At 40.6% G+C, this 18,595-nt stretch carries 17 protein-coding genes and 1 tRNA gene; 6 read left to right on the plus strand and 12 right to left on the minus strand.

Annotated features, from left to right (window positions below; all coding sequences use genetic code 11):
* Positions 1-48 precede the first annotated feature (48 nt).
* From amaB to DQ356_RS02140, 3 genes are all read right to left on the minus strand, one after another.
* Entirely contained in the window at positions 49-1,632 is a 1,584-nt protein-coding gene (gene amaB / locus DQ356_RS02130) for an L-piperidine-6-carboxylate dehydrogenase (RefSeq protein WP_114302834.1), read from the minus strand.
* A gap of 168 nt (positions 1,633-1,800) precedes the next feature.
* Positions 1,801-2,913, minus strand: a complete 1,113-nt coding sequence (locus tag DQ356_RS02135) for a hypothetical protein (RefSeq protein ID WP_114302835.1) — start codon at positions 2,911-2,913, stop codon at positions 1,801-1,803.
* Between the two features lie 266 nt (positions 2,914-3,179).
* Positions 3,180-3,968, minus strand: a complete 789-nt coding sequence (locus DQ356_RS02140) for a hypothetical protein (RefSeq protein WP_114302836.1) — start codon at positions 3,966-3,968, stop codon at positions 3,180-3,182.
* Positions 3,969-4,145: 177 nt separating this feature from the next.
* Here DQ356_RS02140 and DQ356_RS02145 point away from each other — a divergent pair.
* The 5 genes from DQ356_RS02145 (at position 4,146) to DQ356_RS02165 (ending at position 9,598) form a co-directional block, all read left to right on the plus strand.
* Positions 4,146-4,233 (plus strand) — tRNA-Ser (locus DQ356_RS02145).
* A gap of 47 nt (positions 4,234-4,280) precedes the next feature.
* A complete protein-coding gene (locus DQ356_RS02150; RefSeq protein WP_114302837.1) occupies positions 4,281-5,486 on the plus strand; it encodes an RsmB/NOP family class I SAM-dependent RNA methyltransferase in 1,206 nt (401 codons plus the stop codon).
* A 174-nt stretch (positions 5,487-5,660) separates the two neighbouring features.
* A complete protein-coding gene (locus DQ356_RS02155; protein WP_114302838.1) occupies positions 5,661-6,479 on the plus strand; it encodes a hypothetical protein in 819 nt (272 codons plus the stop codon).
* 66 nt (positions 6,480-6,545) lie between these two features.
* Positions 6,546-7,952: an MFS transporter gene (locus DQ356_RS02160; protein ID WP_114302839.1), complete on the plus strand. Its 1,407-nt coding sequence runs from the start codon at positions 6,546-6,548 to the stop codon at positions 7,950-7,952.
* Between the two features lie 137 nt (positions 7,953-8,089).
* Entirely contained in the window at positions 8,090-9,598 is a 1,509-nt protein-coding gene (locus tag DQ356_RS02165) for a catalase (RefSeq protein WP_114303132.1), read from the plus strand.
* 51 nt (positions 9,599-9,649) lie between these two features.
* Here DQ356_RS02165 and fmt read toward each other — a convergent pair whose 3' ends face one another.
* The 4 genes from fmt to folK form a co-directional block, all read right to left on the minus strand.
* Positions 9,650-10,606 (minus strand): methionyl-tRNA formyltransferase, encoded by a 957-nt coding sequence (fmt, locus tag DQ356_RS02170; protein ID WP_114302840.1) that lies wholly within the window; start codon positions 10,604-10,606, stop codon positions 9,650-9,652.
* A gap of 30 nt (positions 10,607-10,636) precedes the next feature.
* Positions 10,637-12,535, minus strand: coding sequence for a RecQ family ATP-dependent DNA helicase (locus DQ356_RS02175; RefSeq protein ID WP_114302841.1), 1,899 nt, complete (start codon positions 12,533-12,535; stop codon positions 10,637-10,639).
* A gap of 73 nt (positions 12,536-12,608) precedes the next feature.
* Positions 12,609-14,042: an OmpA family protein gene (locus DQ356_RS02180; protein ID WP_114302842.1), complete on the minus strand. Its 1,434-nt coding sequence runs from the start codon at positions 14,040-14,042 to the stop codon at positions 12,609-12,611.
* Positions 14,043-14,239: 197 nt separating this feature from the next.
* Positions 14,240-14,668, minus strand: coding sequence for a 2-amino-4-hydroxy-6-hydroxymethyldihydropteridine diphosphokinase (folK, locus tag DQ356_RS02185; RefSeq protein ID WP_114302843.1), 429 nt, complete (start codon positions 14,666-14,668; stop codon positions 14,240-14,242).
* 22 nt (positions 14,669-14,690) lie between these two features.
* On the opposite strand from folK, the gene sppA reads away from it, so the two are divergent.
* Positions 14,691-16,451 (plus strand): signal peptide peptidase SppA, encoded by a 1,761-nt coding sequence (sppA, locus tag DQ356_RS02190; RefSeq protein WP_114302844.1) that lies wholly within the window; start codon positions 14,691-14,693, stop codon positions 16,449-16,451.
* A gap of 90 nt (positions 16,452-16,541) precedes the next feature.
* Here the strand turns inward: sppA and DQ356_RS02195 are convergent, their stop codons facing one another.
* The 5 genes from DQ356_RS02195 to rpmB all read right to left on the minus strand — a co-directional run bounded on the left by DQ356_RS02195 (position 16,542) and on the right by rpmB (position 18,588).
* Positions 16,542-16,796, minus strand: a complete 255-nt coding sequence (locus tag DQ356_RS02195; protein ID WP_114302845.1) for a GlsB/YeaQ/YmgE family stress response membrane protein — start codon at positions 16,794-16,796, stop codon at positions 16,542-16,544.
* A 121-nt stretch (positions 16,797-16,917) separates the two neighbouring features.
* Positions 16,918-17,871: a signal recognition particle-docking protein FtsY gene (ftsY, locus tag DQ356_RS02200; RefSeq protein ID WP_114302846.1), complete on the minus strand. Its 954-nt coding sequence runs from the start codon at positions 17,869-17,871 to the stop codon at positions 16,918-16,920.
* Positions 17,872-17,983: 112 nt separating this feature from the next.
* Positions 17,984-18,136 (minus strand): DUF4295 domain-containing protein, encoded by a 153-nt coding sequence (locus DQ356_RS02205; protein WP_114302847.1) that lies wholly within the window; start codon positions 18,134-18,136, stop codon positions 17,984-17,986.
* A gap of 21 nt (positions 18,137-18,157) precedes the next feature.
* The gene (rpmG, locus tag DQ356_RS02210) at positions 18,158-18,340 is read right to left on the minus strand and encodes a 50S ribosomal protein L33 (protein WP_027384735.1); all 183 of its coding nucleotides are present in this window, start codon (positions 18,338-18,340) and stop codon (positions 18,158-18,160) included.
* A gap of 11 nt (positions 18,341-18,351) precedes the next feature.
* Positions 18,352-18,588, minus strand: a complete 237-nt coding sequence (gene rpmB, locus DQ356_RS02215) for a 50S ribosomal protein L28 (RefSeq protein WP_114302848.1) — start codon at positions 18,586-18,588, stop codon at positions 18,352-18,354.
* Positions 18,589-18,595: the final 7 nt, after the last annotated feature.

Genomic DNA, 18,595 nt, shown 5'->3' on the forward strand with positions numbered 1-18,595 from the left:
TAATGCTTCGACAGGCTCAGCATGATCATCGTTTGCCTTCGTGATGTTTTACACCGCATCAATTTCTTTTTTTTCATTACCGCTCAAATCGAACTTAATGCCCTGAGCAAGAGGCAATGTTGTAGAATAATTGATGGTATTGGTTTGTCTTCTCATATAGTATTTCCATACATCGGACCCAGATTCGCGGCCGCCGCCGGTTTCTTTTTCACCACCAAAAGCACCCCCGATTTCTGCTCCTGAAGTTCCGATATTCACGTTTGCAATCCCGCAGTCTGAACCAGCATGGGAAAGGAAAAGTTCGGCTTCACGCAGATTCTGAGTCATTATTGCAGAAGACAACCCTTGCGGAACATCATTCTGAATGGCAATTGCTTCGTCCAATGTGTTATATTTCATGATATATAAAATAGGAGCGAAAGTTTCATGCTGCACTATTTCGTAGGAATTCTCCACTTCAGCAATACATGGTTTTACATAACATCCGGAAGCGTACTGATTGCCGGAAAGCACTTCACCTTCTACGATGAACCTGCCTCCTTCTTTTTTACATTTTTCAATAGAAGCTTCATACTGTTTCACTGCATCGGTATCAATCAGCGGCCCTACGTGATTATTTTCATCCAGCGGATTTCCAATTTTCAACTGGCCGTATGCCTGAACTAGTCGGTTTTTCATTTCATCATAAACGGATTCGTGAATAATAAGCCTTCTGGTAGAAGTACATCTTTGGCCGGCCGTTCCTACTGCGCCGAAAACTGCGCCGATAATGGCCATATCCAAGTCTGCATGTTCAGAAATAATAATGGCGTTATTACCTCCCAATTCCAAAATGGATTTTCCGAAACGTTCTGCCACTTTCGCTCCTACCATTCTGCCCACTTTGGTGGAACCGGTAAAGGAAACCAGCGCAATATTTTTATCGTCCACTATTTTTTGGCCAATGGTGTGATCTGCGACAATCATTCCTGAAATACCTTCAGGCATATCATTTTCTTTTAAAACTTCGGCAATGATGTTCTGACAGGCAATGGCGCATAAACCAACTTTCTCAGACGGTTTCCAAACGGTCACATTTCCACAGATCCATGAAAGCGCGGTGTTCCAGCTCCATACGGCAACAGGAAAATTGAAAGCGGAAATAACGCCCACAATACCAAGTGGATGGTACTGCTCATACATCCGGTGCGAAGGCCTTTCTGAATGCATGGTAAACCCGTGAAGTTGCCTGGAAAGCCCGACAGCGAAATCACAAATGTCTATCATTTCCTGAACTTCACCCAAGCCTTCCTGAAGTGATTTTCCCATTTCATAGGAAACGAGTTTTCCGAGATCGTCTTTTTTTTCTCTTAATTTATTTCCAAATTGCCGCACCAACTCTCCTCTTTTGGGAGCGGGCATCATTCTGAATTCCTGAAAAGCCTTTTTTGATTTTTTGATAATTTGTGCATAATCGGCTTCATTTCCCGACTTTATTTTGGCAATCAGTTTTCCGTCTGTAGGAGAAAAGCTTTCGATAACTGCGCCATTTCCGAAGGAAGTTCCGCCGGCAGATACGCCGTAGTTTTCTGAAGTAATACCTAAATTTTTAAGGGATTTTTCGATTCCGAAATCGTTTGTATTCTTTGTCATTTCACATATTTCATTGGTGCTTAAAGGTAGGGAGATTTTACAGAATAGCAAAAAAGCACGAGCTTAAAAAAATAAAATTTTTATTAAAAACCTGCAATGAGGAGCGTTAAGGAAGCAGCTTAATGATATAACAATCGCCTGATTTGGACAAAAAAAAGCACCATTAATTTAAGCTTGATTTACCTGGAAATCATCTGGCATTGAAACAAATGTTCTTTCCAAAGGAATAGAGAATTTCTCACCGGGGATTCCCGTAATGCAGTAATAGTGGGCAAGAGGTTCCCCAATCTGATCTCGTATTTTTTTGTTGAGCCTCGATTTGTTATAGGAGAAATTGCCATCAATATTATCTACCAATTTTTGAATATTTTCCCGTGCGGTTCTTATTTTCATCAACTGATATAAGGAAAAAATTTCCATCTCATATTCATCTAATTCAGCAAGACGTATCCCTTCCGGATGTGAAAGAAAGAAAACCCAAATCGTTTTCTCTAAGGGTGTTAAACGAAGTTCCAATTCTCCAATCTGAATTTTTCCTTTGTCAGTAATGGTCAGTTTTTTAGGCTTTGCATTTCTGGATAAACCTTGCGAGAATTTTAACTGCGACCTGATTTTCTCAAAAATGGCAAGCGACCGCATAATTATTCCGGAAGCAACGCCATTGTCATCCAAACGCTGAAGACAGGAAAGACACAGATCAGCGGTTCTTAATTTCAGGATAATCTGGCTTTTGTTTTCACAGAAATCGTTCATGCATCCAATAGAATCCATATGAAAATTAACTTCCATATTCTCAGAGAGATCAAATTTCATCAAGATTCTCAGGAGATTGGCCACCACTTCATATGCAACCGGAAAACACTCTGAAGCCTTCAGGAAAACATCCCAGTCTGAAGATTGAACAAAAGCATTTTTTTTTCCACCAGTATCGAACATACTGAAGTAATTCATCGAATTTCTGCGGTTGGTAATCAGAATTACAAAATCTTCCGGAGAGAATTCCTCAGACATTCGCGCTTGCTCACAAAGAAAAAACAACTCCCGCCAACTTAACGGATAACCAAGTGCTTCCCGATAAGGCTGAATCTTATCCTCAGATGCTAATAAAAATCTGAAATCAGAACGATAGTGTTGCTGATTTACCTGCTGGAGTTGCACGGCTTTCCATTTCACGTCCCTCACGCCAAACACTATAGGTCCTGAAACACTTTTCAGAATTTCCTCTACTTCATCTATTAGCTGAGGATGAACATCAGGGGTGTAAATAAGATGAACTTTCAAGATAGATAAATGTTTTAGGGAATTGTCTACTGAATTTCAAGATTCTGTCGTGATGACCATGTTAATATCATATATATATATATATTGGAAGCCGGTATTTCAGATATAAATCCTTTTTGACTTACATCATTAACCGGGCAAATTATTTAATTAATTTGAAACATTTATAATAATTTTCATTACGCTTCACAACAAAACTAACGAAATATTTATAATTTTCAACAAATTATAAACTCTGCTTTTTAAAAATAATTCTGTGCGTTTTACTAATTCAATACAAACCGTTCCTGAAACTGCAGCGCAATTTCAACAAAGGACATCGGCAAGCGCATCAGGGTAAATTCCGCTATCTCCTGAGGCATCTCCTGATAATAGGCCATGGCAAAGGCTGCGGATAGCGAAGCTAAAGCTTCAGGACTGACCCCAATTTCAAGTGCATTTCGGATGGCGTGTTCATAAGAATCACTTTCCATAAATGCTTGGAAAGCCAGAGGCGCAATAAACTGAGCATGAAGCGGATGTCTGAAGCATTTTCTTAGTTTTTCAAGAGTCTGTGTATGACGGTATCCGGGAATGTATTGATCCAGCGTATTCTTGATATCGTTCTTTCTGTAACCACAGATACAAAGATAGAGAGCCGTTGTAATGAAACGGGACGCCTGAAGTGAACCTCCGTCGTTTTTTGTGGCATCCAGCACCGTTTGGGAAATCTCCGGGAGGCTGCAAAAACTATTAGCTATATAAGGAATGGGGATAAATCGCAACAACACAGGTTTGCTGTATAGATTCATTGCATAAGGATCTCCTCCAATCAGAAAATCTAAAAAAGGAGAAGTGAACTTTTTAGTGGCATAGGTGCCAAAATAGTGGCAAATACGCTTTATAACACATTTTTCAGTGAGCAGAGCATCTGCAAAAAGAGTCTCATCTGAAAATGTAGCGTCTGGATTTAAAAGATTTTCATCCCCTATTTCATACGGACGGTGCGCATAGGAGGAACCCAATAAATCTCCAGCTATGCAACCCAATAAAATGTTTTTTCTAAAGTGCATCATTATTTTTTTTTATCATAAATGCTTAAGCATCAAATGTGCCTCTCTCAGTTTTTGCAAGGTTGCAGACAGCCGAGAGATTTCCTCTCCCAGCCTTCACGAAAATACCTCTAAAATATTTTGCATTATCCACGAAGAGTTTTATATTTGCACCACTGAAAACGGAACATCTGTTTTTTTGGAGAAATGGCAGAGTGGTCGATTGCGGCAGTCTTGAAAACTGTTGACTGTAACAGGTCCGGGGGTTCGAATCCCTCTTTCTCCGCCACTTTTTAAAATCCCGCACACGCGGGATTTTTTTTGTATTTTTGCCGCATGGAATTGATTCACCGAAACTTACTGATAGGAATCCACGATGCCCTGCAGGAAACCTTTTTTGAGAAAAATAAATATGCAGATAAAGTCATCGAACGCCTGCTGAAAGCCCATAAAAAATGGGGTAGCCAAGACAGAGCTGTGGTTTCTGAAATATTTTACAACATCATCCGGTGGAAAAAACGCCTAGAATATTACATGGGCGAAGGGGTAAAACCCGGCAATATCTATAAACTCATCCTCGCCTACCTGCTGTGGAGCAAAACAAAATATAAAAAATTTGAAGAATTCGACGGGATCAAAACGGCTGATATTCTGAAAAAATTAGAGAAAACATCCTTCCCTTCCAAGGCCATTCAGCATTCTGTACCGGAATGGCTGGCAGAGACCATGGAAAAAGAACTGGGCTCGGACTGGGAGAAAGAAATGATTGCCCTAAACGAACAGGCTCCCACAGTACTTCGGGCGAATACATTGAAAACCTCTGTTCACGAGCTAGTCAATGAACTGCGCGAAGAACAGGTGGAAAGTTTCCCTCTGAAAAAATATCCTGACGCTGTACAACTGGAAGAGAAAAAAAATGTGTTTCTGACTTCAGCTTTCAAGGACGGACTTTTTGAAGTTCAGGATGCCAGTTCCCAGAAAATAGGGGAAATGCTGGATGTACAGGACGGAATGCGCGTGGTGGATGCCTGTGCAGGAGCCGGAGGAAAGACACTTCATCTGGCTGCATTAATGAAAAATAAGGGACAGATCATTGCGCTGGACATCTACAATTGGAAACTGGCCGAGCTGAAGCGCCGGGCCAAAAGAGCCGGAGCACACAATATTGAAACCCGCGTTATAGAAGACAATAAAGTCATCAAAAGGCTGCACGGCAAAGCCGATCGTGTGTTGATAGATGCACCTTGTTCCGGGCTGGGTGTTCTGAAAAGAAATCCGGACAGCAAATGGAAAATCGATCAGGATTTCATCGACAGAATAAAAAATGAGCAGCAGCAGATTCTTCAGGATTATTCAAAAATGCTGAAAATAGGAGGCAAAATGGTATACGCCACCTGCTCCGTGCTTCCTTCAGAAAATAATGAACAGGTAGCCTCATTTCTGAAAAACAATCCGGAATACACCCTTATCCGTGAAGAAAACATCATGCCCAGCGAAGGCTACGACGGGTTTTACATGGCTTTGATACAACGAATGGAATAGCGAGTGGCTGATTTAATGTTGTAATTACAAAACAAAAGAAGAATCTTATAGGCTTAAACATATTTTCTTTCAGGAGACCCGTCTCAATGAATAATAATTTCAATTTTAACATTTCGCTTTTAAAAATATCCAATAAATAACTATATTTGAACAATGATAAAATATTCATAAAAGATGAAAAGAAACCTATCTCTACTTATTGCTGTACTATTCGCCTTTAATTTTTCTTTTGCACAGAAGAATAAGTTTGAAAATGTAATGAATTCCAGAAAACTGGGTGTTTCTTATAAAAATGTAAAATCTAAGGATAAAGAAGATTTCTATCAGCAATATTACTGGCTCACTAAAATGGAACAACTGAAAGCGTATCCGCATCTGGATGGCATCAAGCCGAAGGTGCTGTATTCTTTTGTGAAAGAAATTACGCCACAGATTCCTACCAAAAACTTATCTGAAGAAAATAAAAAATTCAGAGCTGAAGCCGAATTGTCACTGGATCAGTACCTTAAAAACAAAGACTGGAGTAATCCTATCATGGCTCTCAACCTGGAAACCTATGTGGATCCTCAGAATGAAAAGTATTTCGACGTCATCAAACCGGAAAGAATAGTCACCCTGCTGCCAAAGAAGCTTTATTCTTTCACATCTGAAAATGTGAAAACTGCGGAACAGAAAATCTATTACTTGTGGATTAATGAAAGAGACCATAAAATTGTAAGCATTATTCCGGACGAAAAAAAGAATCCTGATTTCTACAGACTGCTTCACGAGATTTTGCCGGAATACAAGTTCCCGAATTATGTGCCCGAAGAGGCCAGAATGGGCGACAGAAAAGTGAAGAGTGATGCCGATTATATTTATATCCGAGCATTTCAGATAGGTTCCGATAATATTGAATACAAAACCTTAGATTTCGAAAACTTCATCTTTGTGAGGTACAAAAAAGACGGCGGTCCGTGGACGGACGTGGAACACCGACCAAGAAAATATTAATTTCAAAACCTGCTTCTGGCAGGTTTTTTTCTGCTTATTAATATCTCTTTATTTTCCGTTCATGAAATGCGTACAGATACAAATCAGATAAACGACAAAATCAAAAAAATTCTTCCGATCATCATGGCAACATCTATTTTCATGCAGATGTTGGATTCCACGATTCTGAATACCGCTCTACCATCTATTGCAGAAAGCCTGAACGAATCTCCGCTAAACATGCAGAACGCCATCATAAGCTATGTACTCACCTTGGCTCTGTTCATGCCGGCCAGCGGATTTTTGGCGGACAAATTCGGAACCAGAAAAACTTTCATTCTTTCGCTGGTACTTTTCAGTCTGGGTTCCGTGTTCTGCTCCCTTTCACAGGATCTTACACAACTGGTCGTTTCCAGAGTCATTCAGGGACTTGGCGGTGCGCTGATGACACCAGTAGGCAAACTGGCCATGATCAAAACCTATAAAAAAAATGAATTGGTAAAAGCCCTGAACTACGCTATTATTCCTGCTCTTATCGGGCCTGTTCTCGGGCCTTTGTTGGGCGGTTATCTCGTAGATTACCTGTCCTGGCATTGGATTTTTATCATCAATATTCCTTTTGGAATTGCCGGAATTATTTTGGGAATGAAATACATGCCGGACTACCATTCGGGAGAAACACATTTTGATCTTAAAGGATTTCTCATTTTCGCCGCAGCATCGCTTCTGCTTTCGGTTTCCCTCGAATTGTTTGGTAATACGCAGAACATCACTCCTATTCTGATGATTTTTATTCTGGGTTTCCTACTATTTTATTTTTATTACCGTCATGCTAAAAAAGCGACCAACCCCTTGTTTCCGCTGAATCTTTTTCAGGTGCGCACTTTCCGGGTAGGCATTGTGGGAAATATGGTGACCCGTCTTGGCATCAGTTCCGTTCCACTCCTGTTACCGTTGATGATACAGATAGCCTACGGTGGATCTGCTGTTATTTCAGGGTGGATTGTCGCACCGATGGCTTTAACGGCCATGTTTGGAAAGAATTATGTGATCCAGATTCTGAACAGATTTGGTTATCGGAAAACCTTGTATTACAACACTATTATTTTGGGCATACTCATTATATTCCTGGCCGTACCTGGAATTGCGGATTCTCTCTATTGGTTTGTGCCTATTATCGCATTAATGGGATTTTTCAATTCTATTCAGTTTACGTCTATGAACACTATTTCCATTGCAGACCTGAGAAGTTTCCATACCAGCAGCGGCAACTCTCTTTTATCCGTCAATCAGCAGCTTGCGGTAGGATTCGGAATTTCGCTAGGTTTATTAATTCTTAACATCTTCGAAACACAGACCAATCTGATCTCCGGTGAAATCCACAATGCCTTCCGATATACTTTTCTCACCATCGGATTGCTGACGATATTGTCCAGTAATGTATTTAAAAGGCTTCATTTCGCTGACGGAAATAATATGAAAACTGTAGAGTAAACCATACGCCGGTAACTAATTTTTCATAACTTTATACGTAATATAGCACTGCTGTTATTCTTAATATCTATAACAGTTTAGTTCCTATTAGCAAAAATCTGAATAATTTAGCTTCACCAATTTAACAAAATATGACTATGGACAAGAAAAAACTGACACGGCAAACCGGTGCTCCTGTACCTGACAATCAAAATGCAATGACCGCTGGACCGCGAGGCCCCTTGTTGATGCAGGATTTTTGGTTTCTGGAAAAAATGGCTAACTTCGACAGAGAGGTTATCCCAGAAAGAAGAATGCACGCCAAAGGTTCCGGTGCTTTTGGGACGTTTACCGTTACCCACGACATTACCCCTTTCACGAAAGCCCATATCTTCAGTGAAATCGGGAAAAAGACAGAAATGTTTGCCCGTTTCTCTACAGTTGCTGGCGAAAGAGGGGCTGCCGACGCTGAGCGTGATATCAGGGGTTTTGCTCTGAAATTTTATACTGATGAAGGCATCTGGGATCTGGTAGGAAACAATACTCCCGTTTTCTTCTTCCGAGATCCCATGAAATTTCCAGACTTAAATCACGCTGTAAAACGTGATCCCAAAACCAATATGAGAAGTGCCAACAACAATTGGGATTTCTGGACTTTGTTGCCCGAAGCATTACATCAAGTCACCATTGTGATGAGCGACCGCGGAATTCCAAACGGATACCGGCACATGCACGGTTTCGGAAGTCATACCTACAGTTTTATAAACACGGATAACGTGCGGCATTGGGTGAAGTTTCATTTCCGCACACAACAGGGAATAGAAAACCTGAGCAACGAAGAGGCAGCTTCTATTATCGGACACGACAGAGAATCTGCACAGCGAGACCTTTTCGACGCCATTGAAAGAGGCGATTTCCCAAAGTGGAAACTGTACGTTCAGATTATGACAGAAGAGCAGGCTAAAACGTACCGCTTTCATCCTTTTGATCTTACCAAAGTCTGGTCGAAAAAGGACTTTCCGCTGATTCCGGTGGGGGAATTTGAACTGAACAAAAACCCTGAAAATTACCATGCTGATGTGGAACAAGCAGCTTTTAATCCCACCAATATTGTTCCCGGCATCGGCTTCTCGCCGGATAAGATGCTTCAGGGTCGTCTTTTTTCCTATGGTGATGCTCAGCGTTACCGTTTGGGCGTGAATCATTTCCAGATTCCCGTAAACAAGCCGAGATGTCCGTATCATGCGTTCCACAGGGATGGTGCGATGCGCGTCGATGGAAATTATGGCGATACCTTACATTATAATCCGAACAGTTACGGAGAATGGCAGGAACAGCCGGAAACAAAAGAACCGCCCTTGGAACTGGAAGGAACTGCGTATGCACATAATTTCCGTGATGATGACGAAGATTATTATACCCAGCCGGGCGATCTTTTCAGAATCATAAAAGCCGACGGCAAAGCGGAAATTCTTTTCAGCAATACCGCAGCGGAAGTGGGTGCGGCAGAAAAATTCATCCAAATCCGGCATATCAGAAACTGCTACAAGGCAGATGCTGAATATGGCGAAGGTTTGGCGAGAGCACTCGGGATGACGATGGAAGAAGTGAAAAGTTTTGATATGAGTCCGTACGACAGATGGGCACCGAAACCGACTCACGGTTAATTTATTTCATTACTAATACATACAAAACCCCGGAATATTCGGGGTTTTTTGTTATGGTTCCGCAAGAATTCGGATGTGATCATACTTTTGAAATCCGTTGAGAAAATCTTTGATCAACATTCTTTTCTTTCCTTCCAGCTGTACTTCTTCGGGATAATAAATGCCATCCTGGGTATAAATCTTAAAAGTAGATTTGTCTACTTCCACAGTTGCCGGAGCATGTGAATGAGAAAAAAGCTCTTTTCTTCCGGAATAAATTTTAAGTTGCTTTTCCTCTTCCCCAATCTTCAAAGTGGTAAAAGCACAGGGATAAGGAGACATACCGCGGATGAAATTATACACCCGATCCGTTTCCTGATCCCAGTTGATTTTGGTGTCTTCCTTAAATATTTTAAATGCGTTTTTAGGCTGCTCAACTTCGGGTTGTGGTTTCGGCGTCAGCGTATCTTCGGACAGTCCGTCAAGGGTTTTTACGACCAGAGCAGCACCTACTTCCATCATTCTATCGTGAAGAGAACCGGCATTTTCATCAGGAAAAATAGAAACTTTTTCCTGAAGGAGGATATTTCCTTCGTCAATCTTTTCATTGATAAAAAAAGTAGTGAGTCCTGTAGTTTCTTCGCCGTTAATCACTGCATAATTAATAGGTGCAGCACCACGGTAATCCGGAAGCAAGGAAGCGTGAAGATTAAACGTTCCCAGCGCAGGAATTTCAAAAAGTACTTTGGGCATCATCCGAAAGGCTACGACGACGAACACGTCTGCATTCAGCGATTTCATCTGTTGCAGAAATTCCGGATCTCTTAATTTTTCAGGCTGAAAAACAGGCAATTGTTGTTGTTCCGCAAAAACTTTCACCGGCGACTGATGAATTTCCAGTCCTCTACCGCTTGCTCTGTCAGGCACTGTAACCACGCCTGCGATCTTATGTGGGGAATTTTGAATCGCTTCCAAGGATGTTTTTGCAAATTCAGGAGTTCCGAAAAATACGATATTTAATGGCTTCATGATGCAAAGATAACATCATTTTAAGAATTTCTAAGCCAAAGTATAGGTTCTGAAATTCAGCATTTTTATTTTTCCTACATCCAAAAGAAGAATAATATTTTCAAGGATTTTTTCTTTTTTGCAATAAGCCAGTTGCATAAAAATTTCATCCGCAGTGGCAGGCTGTGCCGTCAGAATTTTTATAATTTCTTCACTTATACTTGTTGAAGAACGGCTTTTCTTGGTTTCACATACATCACAGGTTCCGCAGTTTCCGGTATTTTTTTCGCCAAAATAAGTGAGAATCATTTTCATTCTGCAATGGTCTTTATTCGCAGCAAAAAATTTCATTTCTTCCCATTTCCTGATTTTATTTTTTTGAATCTGCTCAAAAAGATGCCAATATTTTCCTTCAAACGACCGGTCGTCCCGCGGTTTAATAAAAGTAATGCTCGATAGCGCACCGTCAATGTATTCCAGATGGCCCGCTTCGCGAAGTTCACGAATTCTTTCTTTAATCAACGGCATTTCAGCTCCTATTTTAACGCTCAGATTTTGTTCACTGAACATCACTTTATGCGTTGAAATCCCTGGAATACTGCGCAGTAATAGTTCGATAAAATAAGCGTCTTTCTTCGGAAGAAGATCTATTTCATGAGGCTCAAGTTTGAGTTCAAGAGAAGAAAGGCTTTTATGATTATTCAAAAAAATAAGTTCCTGATTGTGAAGAAAATTCAGCACATTTTTGATCTTTGCTGCCGAACATTTCGTCGTATTCTGAAGGTGATGCAGAAAGAGTTGATGCGCTCTTTCCGGCCTTTCGCTGTCTGCAATCTGAAAAATGGAATAAAGGTGTGAAATGATTTTCAAAAATTCTTTTTTATCGGGAATTTGATTTTTCAGAATTTGATCGAACTGAAGGAATTCCTGCTCATTCCAGATCATGAAAGCGAAACTTTCCTTACCATCGCGGCCGGCTCTACCGATTTCCTGATAATAATTTTCCAAACTGGCAGGAGCAGAAAAATGGATGATAAAACGGACATTTTCTTTGTCAATTCCCATCCCGAAAGCATTAGTAGAAACCAACACTTCGTTTTCACCGGCAGTCCAGCGCTGCTGTTTCTGATGTTTTTCCCGGGAAGACAAACCTGCATGGAAAAAATCCACCCTGCTCTTATCACGGTTCTTTAGAAATTGGGTAAGCTCCTCAGCCTCTTTTCTGGTTTTGGTATAAATGATCCCTGAACCCTGGTGATAGCGCAGAAGATCATAAACCCATTGGTATTTATCAGAAATGGTTTCAGAAAAGATTCTGATGTTATCTCGCTGAAAACTTTTTTTAAAAACAGCGGGAGCTTTCAGTTCCAGTTTCGCTATAATTTCACTGAGCACTTTTGGGGTGGCGGTAGCGGTAAGCGCAAGGCAGGCAAGTTCGGGATGATCGTTCCGAAATGTTTTAATGTTCTGATATCCGGGTCTGAAATCCTGGCCCCATTCTGAGATACAGTGTGCCTCATCCACAGCGATAAAGGAAAGTTGAATATCCAGAAGATGTTCCAGAAAAGCAGGACTGGCAAGCCGTTCCGGAGAGACATACAAGAGTTTTGTAATCCCTTCCCTGCATCGGGAGTAAATTTCTTCAGCTTCAGCTTCATCGAGTTCTGCAGAAAGATATTCCGCTTCGATATTTCTGAATTTCAATTGCATCACCTGGTCTTTCATTAAAGCAATGAGCGGCGATACCACCATACAGGTACCCTCCATAATCAACGCCGGAAGCTGATAACACAAAGATTTTCCGCCACCGGTAGGCAATAGCGCAAGAGTATCTTTTCCGGAGGCGATACTGTCTGTAATTTCGTCCTGTAAATCCCTGAAATGTTGGTAGCCCCAGAAATGTTGGAGCGTCTCATTTTTTAATTTCTTGAACTCTTGCAGCGTAATCATGAAGTAAAAATACAAGAAAACAAAAAGCTGCGCAAATATGCGCAGCCTCTCATATCAAAAGATGAGTTTTGATTTATTTTGCTTCGAAGTATACTCTTCTGTTAGCTCTGTTTTTCCATTCAGGACATTTTGTAGCCGGATCACACTCAGGATATTTAAGGTCTTTTTCACCTCTTCCCACAGCTTCCAGTTTCCCTGAACTTACTCCCTGTTGTACCAAATAATTTTTAACATTATTTGCTCTTCTTTCAGAAAGTCTTTGGTTATAAGCATCTGAAGCTCTTGTATCTGTAGCACCCACTACTCTGTACGCTCCTGTTGAAGAGTTGATATAGTTTACTGCATTGTTCAGGATCGGGGTGTTGGAAGGCAGAATTCTGTCAGAATCAAGGTCAAATTCGATTCCTTCTAAAGTTCTTGTGTTGTCAGTAATAATTCCTCCTGTAGAAGGCATCGTTGTAGGACATCCGTCATTTTCAACAGGCCCGGGAACGGTTACACACTTGTCATAAAGGTCAATCACTCCATCCAAATCAGTATCTAAAGCGACTCCAGCTCCGTCAACTCTTGCTCCTGCAGGTGTATCAAGCTGTCTGTCCCAATCGTCACAAACGCCGTCATTGTCGTTGTCTCCCGATTTGCACACTTCAATATCCTGGTTTCTTTGCTCCAGTACATCCAGTTTATAATAAACTTCCTGTAACGGATCATGCCAGAAAAGGTGTGACTGATGTCTTCCTAAGTTGAAAGTAAGACCTAAAGTCGTATTGAAGAAATTGTCAGAAGTTCTTGCTGTTGTTGTCAATCCGTCGAAAGCATCATCTCCGGTATAAACGTACATTACTCTACCTTCAAGGTCGATGGTATTGTTAATTTTATATTTTAAACCGGCACCACCCTGTCCGAACCAAGAGAATCCTGGTTTGAAAGCTTTCACTTCATGAGCCAGCCTTTGTCCTGCCATGTCTTCAACATACGCTCTGTAAGCTAAAGTACCGATACCGGCATATCCGTGCAATGCCCATCTGTAAGGTGATTTGTTATCTACTCTTCTCAAAAGATTCGAGAAGTTAATATCTCCCAAGATAGAGATGGCATCGTACTGTGTTCTGGCTCCTATAGGCATTGTTGGAGAAGCATCATCATTTTTCGTATTGAAGAATCCTTGTCTGGTTTCCCCTCTGTCATACTGTAATTTCAGGCCAAACGCATGAGTAATAGCCTTATCAACACTGATGTAAGCAGAGTATCCGAACACATCTTTACCCATACCGTCACCATCCTTGATGGAGGTAAGAGTAGCGGTTTGCATTAAAGGAATTCCAGCTCCTACAGAGATAGACCAGTCGTTGAATCTCTTTGATTCCTGAGTGAATGGGTAAACGTTAGCAGAACCGGAAGAGTACGTATTAGGGTACTGATCCGAATAAACCGCAACTGAATCTTGTGCAAAGAAAGCAGCCGGCATTGCCAGTGCTAACGCAGCAATTGTTGAACTTAGTTTCATAATTTAATTATTTAAAGTTTATAAATGATCTTTTAATTCGGCTTATATTGAGGGCAAACCTATCTGTTTTTTTTAGAAACACCTGTGCCAGTACAAATACTGTACCTTAGGTCAATTTGCTGAATATTTTTTTTATTTTGAAAAAAAAACTGAAAAACATATAACAATTTCTGCTCCGTGACTTTAAATTTCTAATACTACTCAACCGTTTGATTCAATTCAGAAATCAGTACCTGTGAAAACGCTCTTTCAAAGAGATGTTTCTTATGTGGAATCTGAAGTAGCTCAGAATGAAACACTAAGTTACGAAATTTTACAATATCAATATCAATAATTCGGTCTTCATATTTTCCGGCTGCCAAACTGTCATTAGTTCTTCCCATTTCAGTTTCTATCTTTTTAATGAGTTCGAGCAATTTCAAAGGAGATAATACCGTATTCACGTACACTGCTACATTGCAGAATTCATGAGAACTTGAAAATTCTACAGGCGCAGAAAAATGAAATCCCGTCTTCTTTATGATTTGGCATCCGGAGTCTTCAAGCCGCTTCAGCGCACAATTCAAATTCTTTTCAGTATCTCCCAGATTACTTCCGAGTAACAAAAGGGCATTATGTTGCGACATATAGTAAAATTTAGATTCAGCTATGAAAAGTTTCTTTAAAAGTGTATTAGCAAATATAGTGGCTATATTCATTATCGGAGTTATCTTCTTCGTGTTTTTTGTTTTCATGATTGCCATGAGTGCTGCGATGGGAGACCCAAAAGTAAATGTGAAAAGTGATTCCATCCTTACTTTAGACTATAAAACCAATATTATCGACAGCCCGACTGAAGATCAGCAGGGAATTTTTGATTTTAACAATAAAAACCAAAATATTCTGGTGTATGATTTCGTGGAAGCGATTCAGAATGCCAAAAATGATGATAAAATAAAAGGAATCAGCATAGAAACCGATTTCATAAGTGCGGGCTTCACCCAACTGGATGCTGTGAGAGCTGCTCTCGAAGATTTTAAAAAATCAGGAAAGTTCGTATATGCTTATGGAAATATGGTATCGCAGCCTGCTTATTATTTAGGATCGGTTGCGGATCAGTATTACCTGCATCCATCGGGCGGTATCGAACTGAAAGGAATGGCCACAGAAGTTATTTACTGGAAAAGTTTCGCTGAAAAATACGGAATTGGCCTCGAGGTTATTCGTCATGGAAAATATAAAGCAGCCGTTGAGCCTTACCTGAGAGATGATATGTCCGAAGAAAACCGCGAACAACTTTCTACACTCTTGAATGATATTTGGAGTACTGTGTCCACCAAAATTGCTGCTTCAAGAAAAATAGAACCTGCCGTTTTTAAAACTGCGGTAGACAGCCTGTATGGAATTATCCCGGAATTGAGCGTACAACATAAACTCGCTGACAAACTGATTCAAAAAAGTGAGTATGACCAACTTCTGAAACAAAAGCTTAAAGTAAAAAAAGAGAAAGACCTGAACAGAATCTCGGTTTCAAAATATATTGCTGCCAATAGCGACCGCAAATCTTCCGGAAAGGACGGACAGGTTGCTGTTTTATACGCTTCCGGACAGATATTTAACGGCGAAGGCTATCAGAATATATACGCTAAAAATTTCGTAGAAGAAATTCAGAAAATTGCGGATAACGATAAAATAAAAGCAGTAGTATTCCGCATCAATTCTCCAGGAGGAAGTGCAAACGCGTCCGACGAGATCCTGTTTGAACTGCAGGAACTGAAAAAGAAAAAACCTTTGGTCGTTTCTTTTGGTGATTATGCTGCTTCAGGCGGATATTATATGGCGATGGCCGCAGATAAAATTTATTCTGAACCCAACACGATTACCGGTTCCATCGGTGTTTTCGGAATGATCACTTATTTTAAAGACCTGGCCAACCGCAACGGAATCAACTCCTATGATGTGACCACTAATTCCAATTCCAACTACTACTCTATTATTAACGGAGTTTCACCGTCAGCCGTGGATATGTTTACCAAAAGTGTAGAAGGAACTTATAAAAGGTTTGTGTATTTTGTTACTCAAAATCGCAAAAAGTCCTTTGAACAGATTGATGAAGTGGGTGGAGGAAGAGTATGGAGTGGAACCCGTGCGAAGCAAATTGGCCTGGTGGACGAACTGGGAAGCCTGCATGATGCGGTGAATTTTGCTGCACAGAAAGCCAAGCTAAAGGAATACAAAGTATCGGCGTATCCTAAAAAACTCACTCAGTTTGAGCAAATCTTTAAAGATTTTGAGGAAGATAAAATCTCTGCAAGATACTTGCGCAAAAAAATGGGTGATGAACAGTATAAAATTTTTGAACAGGTAACCAACCCTAAACTTCAGTCTGGCGTTATAATGGGAATGCCTTACACCATCACCCTCAAATAAAAAGAACATTCTTTCAACTTTCATATTAACTGAAATCCCCCGCTGAGTTGTTCAGCGGGGGATTTTGTTGTGTTAAAATAGGTAATTTTGTTAACCTTTTCTGGTGGCCATTCCGTATAGCCAGAGGACAATTAATGCTCCTACAACTGCAAGAAGGATACTTTTAAAGTCAAATTCATCGACTGTTCCCCAGCCAAGAAGTGTTCCGATCCAGCCTCCAACAAACGCACCTACAATTCCTAGAATGATGGTCATCAGCCATCCCATATTTTGGTTTCCTGGCATAATGAGTTTTGCCAGTGCACCGGCGATAAGGCCGAAAATAATCCATGCTAAAATGCTCATAGTTTAAAATTTTAATTGTTAATAATTGATGATTTGCATTTTGCACAGCGAAAGTTGTACCCTTTGCGAGACCAAAACTCCTCTCATTAAAATTTTATAACATTTAGCCTGAATTCTAAAATCACCTCTTTTTGAAGAAGGAATCTACAAATACTTCTCCGTTAAAGAGCTGCAAATCCTGCATTTTTTCGCCAACACCGATGTACTTCACCGGTATCTGAAACTGATCTGAAATACCGATGACCACGCCGCCTTTTGCTGTGCCGTCCAGCTTGGTTACAGCCAGCGCATTCACTTCCGTAGCCGCTGTAAACTGTTTGGCCTGTTCGAAAGCATTCTGTCCTGTAGAGCCATCCAGCACCAGAAGGATTTCGTGAGGCGCATCCGGAATGACCTTTTGCATCACTCTTTTTATTTTTGTCAGCTCATTCATCAGGTTTACTTTATTATGCAACCTACCGGCAGTATCAATAATGGCGACATCCGCATGCTGAGCCAACGCACTTTGCACGGTATCGAAGGCAACGGAAGCCGGATCCGAACCCATTCCCTGCTTCACGATAGGCACTCCTACCCTTTCGCTCCAGATCACCAGTTGATCCACGGCAGCAGCGCGAAAAGTATCCGCAGCACCCAACACAACACTTTTTCCTTCAGATTTGAATTGATGCGCCAGCTTTCCAATGGTGGTGGTTTTTCCCACACCATTGACGCCGACCACCATGATCACATATGGCTTTTTGGAAGCATCGATGTTTCCGGTTCCGGCATGGGGATTTTCCAGAAGTAATCCGGTGATTTCTTCGCGAAGGATGGTATCGAGCTCATCGGTGCCCACATATTTATCGCGGGCCACTCTTTCTTCGATCCTGTCAATAATTTTGATGGTGGTGGCAGCACCCACATCGGAAGCGATCAGGATTTCTTCCAGGTCATCCAGCACTTCTTCATCTACCTTGTTTTTCCCAACAACGGCTTTTGATATTTTCTCAAAAAAACCCTTACTGGATTTTTCCAGGCCTTGGTCTAAAGTTTCTTTCTCCTGTTTGTTGAATATTTTTTTGAACCAGCTCATCCCTTGTCTTTAGTTAATAATGTCGGTATTTATTAGTTGTTACGCCGTACAAAGATAAATAAAAAACTACCCAAAAAATTTGAGTAGTTTCATATTGTTATGTAGAAGTAGATTATTTCTTCAGGAAAGCATCCACTTCGTCAGCATTCATTACTTTTTCATCGAAAAAATAAGCTCCCGTTTTTGGGGATTTTACCATTTTCACGACTTTAGTCATCTTCTTAGATGTACCGTCTTTCAGGGTTGCTACTACTTTTTTTGCCATTGTAAATATCTTTAAAGAGGGTTACTTAATTTCTTTGTGAACCGTGTATTTCTTCAAAACCGGATTGAATTTTTTCAGCTCCAGTCTTTCAGTGGTGTTCTTTTTATTTTTCGTAGTGATATAACGGCTCATGCCGGCTACACCGCTTTCTTTATGCTCTGTACATTCCAGGATTACCTGTACTCTGTTTCCTTTTTTTGCCATGATCTGATTGGTTATTTAATGAATCCGTTTCTTTTCGCTCTTTCCACTGCTTCTTCGATCCCCACTTTGTTGATTACTCTCAATCCATGAGCAGAAACCTTCAGTGTGATGTTCTTTTCAGTTTCCGGAAGGAAAAATTTCTTTTCTAATAAGTTAATTTCAAAACGTCTTTTCGTTTTGTTATTAGCGTGGGAAACGTTGTTACCAACCATTGCACGCTTTCCTGTTATTTGGCAAATTCTTGACATATCTCGA

Origin of the sequence: Chryseobacterium lacus (assembly GCF_003336205.1) — a bacterium.
GTDB classification, from domain to species: Bacteria; Bacteroidota; Bacteroidia; order Flavobacteriales; family Weeksellaceae; genus Chryseobacterium_A; species Chryseobacterium_A lacus.

What these genes read in the sequence shown, in the direction of transcription:
- amaB (WP_114302834.1), bottom strand. Translation starts at nt 1,632, where the DNA reads ATGACAAAGAATACAAACGATTTCGGAATCGAAAAATCCCTTAAAAAT.
- DQ356_RS02140 (WP_114302836.1), bottom strand. Translation starts at nt 3,968, where the DNA reads ATGATGCACTTTAGAAAAAACATTTTATTGGGTTGCATAGCTGGAGAT.
- DQ356_RS02150 (WP_114302837.1), top strand. Translation starts at nt 4,281, where the DNA reads ATGGAATTGATTCACCGAAACTTACTGATAGGAATCCACGATGCCCTG.
- DQ356_RS02155 (WP_114302838.1), top strand. Translation starts at nt 5,661, where the DNA reads ATGAAAAGAAACCTATCTCTACTTATTGCTGTACTATTCGCCTTTAAT.
- DQ356_RS02160 (WP_114302839.1), top strand. Translation starts at nt 6,546, where the DNA reads ATGCGTACAGATACAAATCAGATAAACGACAAAATCAAAAAAATTCTT.
- DQ356_RS02165 (WP_114303132.1), top strand. Translation starts at nt 8,090, where the DNA reads ATGGACAAGAAAAAACTGACACGGCAAACCGGTGCTCCTGTACCTGAC.
- fmt (WP_114302840.1), bottom strand. Translation starts at nt 10,606, where the DNA reads ATGAAGCCATTAAATATCGTATTTTTCGGAACTCCTGAATTTGCAAAA.
- DQ356_RS02175 (WP_114302841.1), bottom strand. Translation starts at nt 12,535, where the DNA reads ATGATTACGCTGCAAGAGTTCAAGAAATTAAAAAATGAGACGCTCCAA.
- DQ356_RS02180 (WP_114302842.1), bottom strand. Translation starts at nt 14,042, where the DNA reads ATGAAACTAAGTTCAACAATTGCTGCGTTAGCACTGGCAATGCCGGCT.
- folK (WP_114302843.1), bottom strand. Translation starts at nt 14,668, where the DNA reads ATGTCGCAACATAATGCCCTTTTGTTACTCGGAAGTAATCTGGGAGAT.
- sppA (WP_114302844.1), top strand. Translation starts at nt 14,691, where the DNA reads ATGAAAAGTTTCTTTAAAAGTGTATTAGCAAATATAGTGGCTATATTC.
- DQ356_RS02195 (WP_114302845.1), bottom strand. Translation starts at nt 16,796, where the DNA reads ATGAGCATTTTAGCATGGATTATTTTCGGCCTTATCGCCGGTGCACTG.
- ftsY (WP_114302846.1), bottom strand. Translation starts at nt 17,871, where the DNA reads ATGAGCTGGTTCAAAAAAATATTCAACAAACAGGAGAAAGAAACTTTA.
- DQ356_RS02205 (WP_114302847.1), bottom strand. Translation starts at nt 18,136, where the DNA reads ATGGCAAAAAAAGTAGTAGCAACCCTGAAAGACGGTACATCTAAGAAG.
- rpmG (WP_027384735.1), bottom strand. Translation starts at nt 18,340, where the DNA reads ATGGCAAAAAAAGGAAACAGAGTACAGGTAATCCTGGAATGTACAGAG.
- rpmB (WP_114302848.1), bottom strand. Translation starts at nt 18,588, where the DNA reads ATGTCAAGAATTTGCCAAATAACAGGAAAGCGTGCAATGGTTGGTAAC.